10 protein-coding genes are annotated in these 9,493 nt (G+C 71.0%); 6 read left to right on the top strand and 4 right to left on the bottom strand.

Features of this window, described 5'->3' with window-relative positions:
* Positions 1-207 (top strand): fasciclin domain-containing protein (locus CCN37_RS16940; protein WP_210408075.1); only part of this gene is annotated, 207 nt, incomplete at its 5' end.
* Positions 208-284: 77 nt separating this feature from the next.
* Here CCN37_RS16940 and CCN37_RS39045 read toward each other — a convergent pair.
* Positions 285-581 (bottom strand): MFS transporter, encoded by a 297-nt coding sequence (locus tag CCN37_RS39045; protein ID WP_143261647.1) that lies wholly within the window; start codon positions 579-581, stop codon positions 285-287.
* A 293-nt stretch (positions 582-874) separates the two neighbouring features.
* On the opposite strand from CCN37_RS39045, the gene CCN37_RS40905 reads away from it, so the two are divergent.
* Positions 875-1,189 (top strand): hypothetical protein, encoded by a 315-nt coding sequence (locus tag CCN37_RS40905; RefSeq protein ID WP_210408074.1) that lies wholly within the window; start codon positions 875-877, stop codon positions 1,187-1,189.
* Here the strand turns inward: CCN37_RS40905 and CCN37_RS16925 are convergent.
* On the bottom strand, positions 1,103-3,355 hold the full coding sequence (locus tag CCN37_RS16925) for a choice-of-anchor D domain-containing protein (RefSeq protein ID WP_086821742.1): 2,253 nt from the start codon (positions 3,353-3,355) through the stop codon (positions 1,103-1,105). The genes CCN37_RS40905 and CCN37_RS16925 overlap by 87 nt on opposite strands.
* Before the next feature lie 152 nt (positions 3,356-3,507).
* Between CCN37_RS16925 and CCN37_RS16920 the strand changes: the two genes are divergently transcribed.
* The 4 genes from CCN37_RS16920 to CCN37_RS16905 all read left to right on the top strand — a co-directional run bounded on the left by CCN37_RS16920 (position 3,508) and on the right by CCN37_RS16905 (position 8,403).
* Positions 3,508-4,812, top strand: coding sequence for a hypothetical protein (locus tag CCN37_RS16920; protein ID WP_086821741.1), 1,305 nt, complete (start codon positions 3,508-3,510; stop codon positions 4,810-4,812).
* 246 nt (positions 4,813-5,058) lie between these two features.
* Positions 5,059-7,878, top strand: a complete 2,820-nt coding sequence (locus tag CCN37_RS16915) for an AAA family ATPase (RefSeq protein WP_168200705.1) — start codon at positions 5,059-5,061, stop codon at positions 7,876-7,878.
* Between the two features lie 103 nt (positions 7,879-7,981).
* Positions 7,982-8,203, top strand: a complete 222-nt coding sequence (locus tag CCN37_RS16910) for a hypothetical protein (protein ID WP_086821739.1) — start codon at positions 7,982-7,984, stop codon at positions 8,201-8,203.
* Positions 8,200-8,403 carry a hypothetical protein gene (locus tag CCN37_RS16905; protein ID WP_086821738.1) on the top strand — a complete coding sequence of 68 codons (204 nt, stop codon included), beginning with the start codon at positions 8,200-8,202 and terminating at the stop codon, positions 8,401-8,403. The genes CCN37_RS16910 and CCN37_RS16905 overlap by 4 nt, the downstream gene beginning before the upstream one ends.
* On the opposite strand, the gene CCN37_RS16900 is transcribed toward CCN37_RS16905, so the two are convergent.
* Complete coding sequence (locus CCN37_RS16900) at positions 8,372-8,971, bottom strand: ABC transporter permease (RefSeq protein ID WP_086821737.1); 600 nt, start codon at positions 8,969-8,971, stop codon at positions 8,372-8,374. The genes CCN37_RS16905 and CCN37_RS16900 overlap by 32 nt on opposite strands.
* A complete protein-coding gene (locus CCN37_RS16895) occupies positions 8,968-9,486 on the bottom strand; it encodes a TetR/AcrR family transcriptional regulator (RefSeq protein ID WP_210408073.1) in 519 nt (172 codons plus the stop codon). Before CCN37_RS16895 ends, CCN37_RS16900 begins: the two co-directional genes overlap by 4 nt.
* Between the last annotated feature and the right edge of the window lie 7 nt (positions 9,487-9,493).

The raw sequence follows: 9,493 nt of genomic DNA, 5'->3' as shown, positions 1-9,493 counted from the left end.
ACCAAGATCCTGACCTACCACGTGGTGCCGACCCAGATCGCGCCCGACAAGATCGCCGGTGACAAGGCCACCGTGCAGAAGGGCGCCGTCAAGGTCACCGGCAGCGGCAACTCGCTGAAGGTCAACGACGCCAACGTGATCTGCGGTGGCGTGCGCACCGCCAACGCCACGGTCTACCTGATCGACTCGGTCCTGATGCCCAAGTAGCCGCGAGGGCGAGCCGCCGGGGCGGTGCGTTCTGGTGGAGTTCCGACCGCTCTGACAGCTCGTCCCCTTCTCCCTCATCAGGGGAACAGGCGGGAGACCTCACCGGTCTCCCGCCTGGCTGGCGTCATGGCGGAGGTGGGGGCCAGCACGGTGGCGATCAACGCGATCGAGATGATCAGCACCGCGTGCGTGCCGGAACGGAAGAACACGGTTCCCAGCACGGCAACGCCGACGGTCGCGCCGAGTTGCTGCGCCGCGTTGAGCAAATCGGACGCCGACCCGGTCTCGTGCTGGGCCACACCGGCAAGAGCGTTGCCGAAGAACGGCACGGTGAACACGCCGAGGCCGATCCCGGTGACGAGCAACGGCACCACGGTGAACAGACACCACGAGCCCCCGCCAAGCCCGCCAGGGTCAAGCCCAAGCCGACGCGCATCACCTTCGCGCCCGCGACCCACGAACCGATCGCGAGCCCGGCCGACCACGGAAGCAGCGTCAGCGCGGTCGCGGACGGGCTCTCGCCCCGGGTGATTTGCAGGAACGGCACGAGCACGAACAACAACCCGTTCATCACCGCGAAGAACGCCAACGACCCGACCAGCGACGCGGTGAAAGCCTTGTCGCGGAACAAACTCGGCTCGACGAGCAGCGCGGAGCCGCCACGCTGGTGAAAGACGAAGGCGACCAACGCCGCGAGGCCGAGCAGACACAGCCACGACGGTCCACCCGAGATCAACGGGCGTGCGCCCAGCCCATCTGGTGGCCGTCGTGGAAGCCCTCGCGCGACATCGACGCGCTCTGCGCCTACCTGACCGAGCGCGTCGCCTCGATCGAAGCGATCGAGCACCTGGAGACCGCTCCGGTGATCCGAACCGTCAAGCGCGCCGCGACGTGGTCACCGGCGGGACACCAGATCCGGGGGCGCGACGGAACCGACCTGCACGAGCAGCGTTCGCTCAGCGCGCACGAGCGGAGAACCTGACACCGCGACGGCGGTGCGAATTCTCGCCGCACCACCGCGGAAAATCAGCATCGGCACCTTGAAAGCGCCGTCAGCGGCCGCGATCACGGCGACCTTCTCCGGCCCGCCCACCAACGTCACCGTCACTGAGGAACCAGGAGGAAAACCAGTGCCCGCAACGGTCACCACGGAATCAGGCCGCCCCACGGCCGGGGTCACGGTGAGAGTGCTGGGCGTGCCGGTGCCGACCAACAGCACGAGCGCGCGAGCCCCCTCGGCGGAGTGCTCGATCTGGAGCACGGCGTGCCGTGCCAACGCTCCGAGCGGTTGGTGCCGCACGGTGATCGCACACGTCCCGCGCGCGGGAACGCTCGCGCAGTTCGACGTCAGCGCGTAGTCGCCCGGGTGGCCGCTGTCGGTGAGCACGGACTTGGTGATCCGCACCGCCGTGTCACCGGTGTTGCGCAGCTCGACCGACTTCACCGCGCCTTGAGCGCCGACCAGCGCCGAGCCGAAGTCCACCGTGTGCGGACTGATCTCCAAGGCGCCGGGCTTGCCAGGATCTTCAGGGGCCCCTGGATCTTCGGGGTCGCCGGGATCGTCGACCGTGCCGGTGAGCGGCACGGCGACCACGCCACCGCCGCCGAGGACAACCTCCAGCCTGCCGGTGCTCGTGCCCGGCGTCGTGCGCCGGAACCGCACGGACACCGCGCATTCCTCGCCCGCGTGCAGCGTGCGCGCCGAACACGTCTCGGTGGGGTAGACCTCGAAGTTGCCCACAACGCGCGCGCTGACCTCCAGCGGCCCGATCCCGTTGTGCCGAAACGCGACAGCGGCAGGGGTCGAGCCACGCAACGAGAGCGAGCGCGGATCAGACGTCAGGCCCGGAGTGAACGTGCGCAGGAACGCGTCCTCGGTGCCGTTGTCATCACCGGACACCAGATCACTTGCCGCAGAAACGAAAATCACCGATGAGCCGTTGGGGGCGAGCTTCGGCGCGCTGCTCGTCCCGTTGCCAGGGCACGTCGAATTGGCCGGAGCGCAGTTCTGGCGCGTGCTGGGCGAAGTCAGCGCGGCGGGCAGTCGCGGAAGCCCAGCCCGCGCGCGCCGCTCGTCCTGCACGAGGTCGCGGGTGACGATGCTCGCTGGGGCCTCCGGAGGCGAAGCGCCGTCGTGCACGTTGGGCGCGGCGGTGGCGAACGAAACGTAGCGACCGTCAGCTGACAGCGACGGCGCTGTCCCGTCCACGACCGCGCCGGAGGTGTCGCGCGACACGATGGTCGTGGTGCCGGACGCGCGGTCGAACACCGTGGCGTGCCGGTCGGAGGTGAAAGCGATCTTCCTGCCATCACTGGAGATCACCGAATCCGCGAGCGCGCCGGGCGAGGGCACCCGCACAACAGGACCACCGTCCAGCGGCAGCGCCACGACGGCGAAGCTCTCCGGCGCCAGCCTGACGATCGCGGCGGCCTGCTTGCCGTCCGCGGAGATCGAGTGCGAACCCACCCCGGTCACAGTGCTGCCGGGTGGAGCCATCGTGACCTTCTCGAAGCGCGTCGGTGCCAGGACGTTCCCCGCGGCGTCCTTGTCCAGCCGCGTGAGCACCAGCTCGTCACCACCGACGACACCGGCCTGAGCCCGTCGCGGTGCGAACGAGAAGGACATGATCGGCCGGTACACCCACAGCACCACGCTCGCGTCGGCGTTGAGCACCGGCGCGCGCGTGTCGCCGACGCCCGGCCCGATCGGTCGCTGCCCCACGAAGGTGCAAGCGCCGCCGTTGCCCCGATCGCACACGACGACGTCCGGAGTGCTGTCCCGGTCAGTGGTGCCCAGGTTGGTCGCCTGCGTCTCGAAGGCGACGTAGCGGCCGTCTGCGGAGATCGACGGCAGCTGGCTCGGGCCGTCGGCGGGAACCCCGGAACCCTTGCTCAGCAACGTCACCACGCCTGTCCTGGTGTCCCGGACGTACACGTTGGACTGACCGGCGACGGCGAGCGGGGCGAGCGCGGCGGTGCTGCTGAACGCGGCGAAGCGGCCGTCCTCCGACACGTCGAAGTCCACAGTGGACGGACCGAGGCGGGTCGTGACACCGGGCGCCACCGCGCCGAGCGCCGAGGGGACCGGCAGCACGGACAGGGACAGCACCAGCGTCACGACCAGCGCGACCGGGACGAAGCGACGCACAACCGACCTCCTCGCACAGCGAACCTGACGCTAGCCGCGCGCCGCTGCCGGGCCGGGCACGCGCGAGTGCCCGTAGGGGCAGTTCTCGCTGCCCGACGGGGTTCCTCGCTCGCCGATGCCCGACACGGACGCTTCGCGGCACTGTGCACCGCATGGGTGTTTCCGTGTCGCTGGCCACCGCCGAGCTCTCCGTCGAGCCGGGCGAGCCAACCGTGTGCGAGGTCGTGGTCGTCAACACCGGCACCGTCGTTGACCACCTCGACCTCTCCGTCGTCGGCGATATCGACTGCTGGGCGAGGGTCGAGCCGACCACGCTGAACCTCTTCCCCAACCAGGAAGCGACCGTCGAGCTGGTCCTCGAACCGCCGCGTTCGGCCGAGGTGCTCGCGGGCTCGGTCGTCTTCGGCGTCCGCGTCGCCTCGCAGGAGGACGTGGACGGCTCAGCGGTCGCCGAAGGCGTGGTCACGGTCAAGGCCTTCACCGAGCTGGACGCGGAGCTGGTCCCGCGCACCGCGCACGGCCGCCGCTCGGCGCGCCACGAGCTGGCCGTGGACAACCGGGGCAACAAGACCGTGCTCGTGCAGGTGTTCGCCGAGGACCCCGACGACCAGCTCAAGGTGCGCGCGTTGCCGGAGTCCTTCGAGGCTCCGCCGGGCAGCGCCACGTTCCTCAAGCTCAAGGTCCGCCCGCGGCGCCGTTTCCTGCGCGGGCCGAACCGGACCATCCCGTTCCAGGTCCACGTCTGCGCCGAGGACGACCGGGTCGACCTCGACGGCACGATGGTCCAGGAACAGCTGCTGCCGCCGTGGTTGCTGCCCGCCCTGCTGGCCGTGGTGACCGGCGCGGCGACCTTGCTCGTCCTGTACTTCACCGTGCTCAAGCCCAACGTCACCACGGCCGCGCGGGAAGCGGCGGCGGGCGCGGCCAAGAACGCCGTCGACGGCCACCGCGCCGAGCTGTCGCCGACATTGGCGGCGGTGCAGCGCAAAGCCGATCAGGCCGACCGGCTCGCCGAGGTCGCGGCCAAGGCGGCGGGCGTCGACCCGAAGGTGATCGAGGACATCCAGGCCAGCGCCACGCCGACGCCGACCCCCGCGCCCGGCGGGGGAACGGCCACCGGCGGACTCGCCACCGACTTCCGCATCCAGACCTCGGTGCAGCCCGGCAAGTCCGGGACGGCGGTGAAGAAGGTGGAGGACGACCGGGTGCTGGCGTTGACCGACATCATCCTGCAGAACCCGGGCGCGGACACCGGCACACTCGAACTGCGGCGTGGCGAGAATGTGTTGCTGAGGGTGAACCTGGAAAACTTTCGCGATCTCGACTACCACTTCGTCCGCCCCATCGAGTTCGGGCCGAAGAGTCAGGTCGTGCTGTCCGTGGACTGCCGGAATCCCATCCCGGCGCCCTGTACGGCCGCCGCCTACTTCACCGGCAACACCAGGCCCGCCGCCTGAACACGATGTCGCGCTGAGTGAATTCGCTTCCTAGTTCTGCTCTGTTCGAGTGGGAATGGGTATCGATTCGACAACCCGTTCGTGTCCGAATCGATGCTTGTTCCGGAGTCCGCGCTGCGGTTATTTTTGAGAGCCCTCGTGAAACAATTGCGCCCCGAGTTCCGGAAAGAATGCTTTCCGCTGAACGGGGTGGATCTGCGGTGCGAAGAACGGTATTGGGAGGCGTTGTGGGACCGGCGGTGCACGGTGCGCAGTGACAGCGCGGTCGACGACGCCCGTTCCGGGTTCGTCGGCCGCGACGCCGAGCTGGACCGGATGTCCGAGGCGCTGGCCAAGGTCGTCTCCGGTGTGCCGCAGACGGTCTGGGTGGTCGGCGCCGCCGGGATCGGCAAGACCACCTTCGTCCAGCGCGCGCTCTCCGCGCTGGACGCGCCCGAGTTCACCGTCCTGGACGCCTCCGGGGACCCGGGGGAGTCGGTGCTGGAGTTCGGCCTCGTCGACCAGATCGCCTGCCGCGTCGACCCCGTGCTGCTGCGCTCGGTGCCGCTGCTCTCCGGTGCCGAGCCCGGGACCAGCCCGTTCGCCGTCGGAGCGCAACTGCTGGAAGTGCTCTCCGTGCTCCAGGCCGAGCGCCCGGTCGCCGTGGTCGTCGACGACGTGCACTGGGCCGACCCGGGCTCCGCGCGCGCACTCGGCTTCCTGCTGCGCCGCATGCGCGCCGACCAGATCCTGACCGTGCTCATCCGCCGCGGCCGCGCCGGCTACGACCCCGAGAGCGCGCTGCACCAGCTCGAACGCAGCTGCCCCAACGCCACCACCATCGAGCTGTCCGGGCTCAGCGGCCCCGACGTCGGCGCGCTGTCGCTGGCGCTGCGCGGGGAGGAGCTGCCGGACGCCACCGCCGAGCGGCTGCGCGCGCACACCGGCGGAAACCCCCTGCACATCAGGACTCTGCTGCACGAGCTGCCCGGGGACGCCCTCGACGACGACCGGCTCGCGCTGCCCGCGCCCAGCTCGCTGCTGACCGCCGTGCGCGCGACGCTGGAGCGCTTACCCGGTCAGACCCGCGCGCTGCTGGAGGCGCTGGCCGTGCTCGACGAGATCAGCCCGCTGGCCCGGGTCGCCCACGTCGCCGGGATCGCCGACGCCACCCTCGCCGTCGAGGCCGGACTGGAATCGGGCCTGCTCAGCCACGCCTCCAGGGAACCCTCGCGCCCGCTGCGCATCTCGCACGGCCTCCAGCGCGAAGCGATCTACGACCTGATCCCGCCGAGCCGCCGCGTCGAACTGCACGAGCGCGCCGCCGCCGTGAGCGACGCGATCAGCCGCTGGGCGCACCGCGTCGCCGCCGCGACGGCCACCGACCCCGGCCTGGCCCACGAGCTCGAAGCCGCCGCGCACAGCGCAGGGAACCTCGGCCAGCACATGCTCGCCGCCCGCTACCTGCGGTGGGCAGCTGACCTCTCCAGCGAGCGCGCCGACCACGAACGACGGCTGCTCACCTGCTGCGTGCACATGGTCTTCGGCTCCGAGCGCTCCTCCGCGCTCGCGCTGCGCCCCCAGGCCGAACGCTGCGCGGTCAGCCCGTTGCGCTCCCTCGCGCTCGGCTTGATCGCGTTGTTCTCCGAGGGCGACCGCGCCGCTGCCACCCGTTTGCTCACAGACGCTGTCGACCGCTGCGGCGAGCAGGACGGGTGGGCAAGAGCCGTCTCCGCCGCTGGTCTGTCCGGCGCGCACATGTGGTCCGGGGCCGCGCACGCCGCCATCGAACCGGGACGCCTCGCACTGCGGCTGGGCGGTCTGCCCGTGCGGCTGGCCGACTTCGTGCGCGTGTTCATCGCCGTGGCCCGCTGCCGCGTCGACGGCATGGACAGCGGCCTGGCCGAGTTCGCCGACATGCCCACCGACGCCGCCGAAGTGCCGCCCGAGCAACTGGACTCGCTGATCTGCCGCGGCGCGATCCGCACCATGCTCGGCCGCTTCTCCGAAGCCGGGACCGACCTGCGCACCGCCATCCTGCGCGGCCGCGGCGGCGTCTACACCATGTCGGGCGCCAGTCCGCACTCCTACCTCGCCGCCATCGACTACGTGCAGGGGGAGTGGGAGGACGCCTCCATCCTCGCCGACCAGTCGCTGTCGCTGGCCGACCCCGACGAGCACCCGCACAACCGCGCGCTGCGGCACATGGTCGCCTCGCTGGTGCCCTCCGGGCGCGGCGACTGGAGCACCGCCAGCGGCCACGTCCGGACCGCGTGGGCCAACGCGCAACTGCTCGGCAACCCCCAGGACCTGCGCTACGCGGTGATCGCCGAAGCCACGCTGCACCAGGCGAAGGGCCGCCACACCGAGATGCTGGCGACCCTGCGCGCGCTGCGGCACGACGAGACCACCCACCGCAACGGCACCCACACCTGGTGGGAGCTGTGGTGGCGGCCGCTGCTCGTCGAAGCGCTCATCAGCACCGGCCTGCGCGCCGAAGCCGCCGAACAGCTCGCCGTCCTGCGCGGACGCGCCGCAGGAGTGGACTACCTCGCGCCGACGATCGTGCGGCTCGACCTCGCCCTCGCCGGGGGAGCGGGCCCCGCGTGGGTCGGTGACCGCGTCGACGACCTCGCCCGGCGCGGCCCCCGGCGCTGCTTCCTCCAAGCGCAGCTGGAGTCCGACTTCGGCAAGGGGCTCGCCGAGACCGGGCAGCTGCGCCGCGCCGTCCCCTACCTGACCAGCGCCCGCGACCGCTTCGCCGAACTGGGCGCCGCGCCCTTCGAACAACGCGCGATCGCCCTCATCGACAAGCACGCGCCCAGCCTGTCGCCCGCCATCGCCGGGCTCGCCGAGGCCCCCGTGCCCGGGCTGTCCCGCCGCGAGGGCCAGGTGGCGCACCTGGTCAAGCTCAACCTCACCAACCGGGAGATCGCCGCCCAGCTCTACGTGACCACCAAGACCGTCGAGTACCACCTGGCCAACGTCTTCCTCAAGCTCGGCGTCGCCAACCGGCGCGAACTGCGCGAACGGCTCGCCGTCGCGCCGCCGACGCCCCGTGCGAGCGCGGAAAGCCTTCCCCGGTAACGAGAAACCCTGCGCCTTCGGCTGCCCGTTCAGGCATCGCGGAGACGGCGGGTGCTCGCGAGAATGCTTGTTGTAACCGCTCTCCCCAACGGAGGAGGTGCCTGTGGCATCCCTGGAGCAACTGCCTCAAGAGGTGCGGGACAGACTGAGGGAGTACGGCGTCGAGGACCTGTCGGTGTTCCAGCAGCAGGCCGCCACCACCGAGGCCTTGCTCGCGGTGGTCGAGGAGCAGGTCACCGCGCTGCGCCAGGAGGCGGAGGCGGTCAGCACGCGGATCGAGTACCTGCTGTCGGTGCTGCCGCAGTACGCCGGGGGAGCGCTGTGACCATCCAGTTCGCCAACCTGCCGCCGGAGCTGCGCGACCAGCTCGCCGAGGCACTGGGCTTCACCCCGACCCCCACCGCCGACCTCGCGCCCCTGCTCCGGCAGCACCTCCAGGCCATGCGGGCGGCCACCAACGACCTCCTCACCCAGGCCAGGAACCTCCAGGGCGTCACCGCGGGTCTGCGCATGCGCCGCGGCTGAGCCTGCGGTGCTCCAGTGCCGCCGCGAGCACGAAACCACCCGTCCCGCCGATCGCCAGCGCCCAGAACAGGCCGGGCGTCCCGAGGAAGAGCGAGCCGGTGGAGAGCAACGCGAGCCAGCTGCCGAGCGCGAAGTGCAGCACGTTGCGCCGCACCGCTCCCTCGCCCAGGTACACCAGTCCGACCACGAAGCCCGCGCCCGAGGGCCACAGCAGCGACTGCACGTCCGGCATGCCCGGTAACGAGTGCAGGCCGTTGATCGTCAACAGCAGCGCCGCCATGCCGACGACCCAGGCCGAGCCGATCAGCTTGCTGGACAACAACTCCGGCCCACTCAAAGTCTTCTGTGCCCGCATCGCGGCGACAGCGGCGAGCACCGATCCCACGGCGAGCCCGGCGACCAGCAATGTCATCGGCAGCCAGGTGGGCAGGTCGAGCAGAGGCGCATCGCCCTTGCTCAGTGCCGCCGCGCCGTGGCCGAACAAGTAGGCGAAGGCGAAACCGAGGTAGGTGGCGCGGCTGTCGACCTCGCCGGTCGTGCGCGGGGCGGTGAGGGTCATCGTGGTCATGGCTGAGTCCTTCCGGAAGCGAGAACGGCGATGCGTTGCGTGATGTCGGCGGGCCACGGGAACGGCCTGCACACGGCGCGCTGGTGCGCGAGCCCGTGCAGGCCCAGCCACAGCGCGACCGCGTCGAGCTCCGGCTCGTCGTTGCCGCGCTCGCGCAGCATCCCGACGAGCACGCCCAGTGGCTCTTCGCCAAGGGAGACAAGAACTTCGGTGGAGATCCCGATGGGCTTCCACGCGCCGTCGAACATGACGCGGTAGCGCTGCGGGTGGTCGCGGGCGAAATCCAGGTAGGCCGCGCACGGGTCCTCCGCGCTTGAGCGGAGGCGGCTCGCCAGCTCGGCGAAGCAGTCCCGCACCACGGCCAGCATCAGGGCGGAGTGATCGGGGAAGTGCGGGTAGATCGACGGCGCCGCGATCCCGGCGTGCCGGGCGACCGCGCGCAAGGTGACCGCTCGCTCGTCACCGCCCGCGTCGATCAGCGCGGTCGCTGAGGCCAGGATTTCTTTGCGCAGCAAGGCTCCT

It is taken from the genome of Allokutzneria sp. NRRL B-24872 (assembly GCF_002155965.1).
Classification (GTDB): Bacteria; Actinomycetota; Actinomycetes; order Mycobacteriales; family Pseudonocardiaceae; genus Allokutzneria.
Note: the sequence above shows the minus strand (reverse complement) of the source record. Positions and strands in the feature narration are given on the sequence as shown.

Bases quoted from the DNA above. Each gene is read 5' to 3' on its own strand.
- CCN37_RS16900 (WP_086821737.1), bottom strand. From the start codon at position 8,971: ATGACCACGATGACCCTCACCGCCCCGCGCACGACCGGCGAGGTCGAC.
- CCN37_RS16920 (WP_086821741.1), top strand. From the start codon at position 3,508: ATGGGTGTTTCCGTGTCGCTGGCCACCGCCGAGCTCTCCGTCGAGCCG.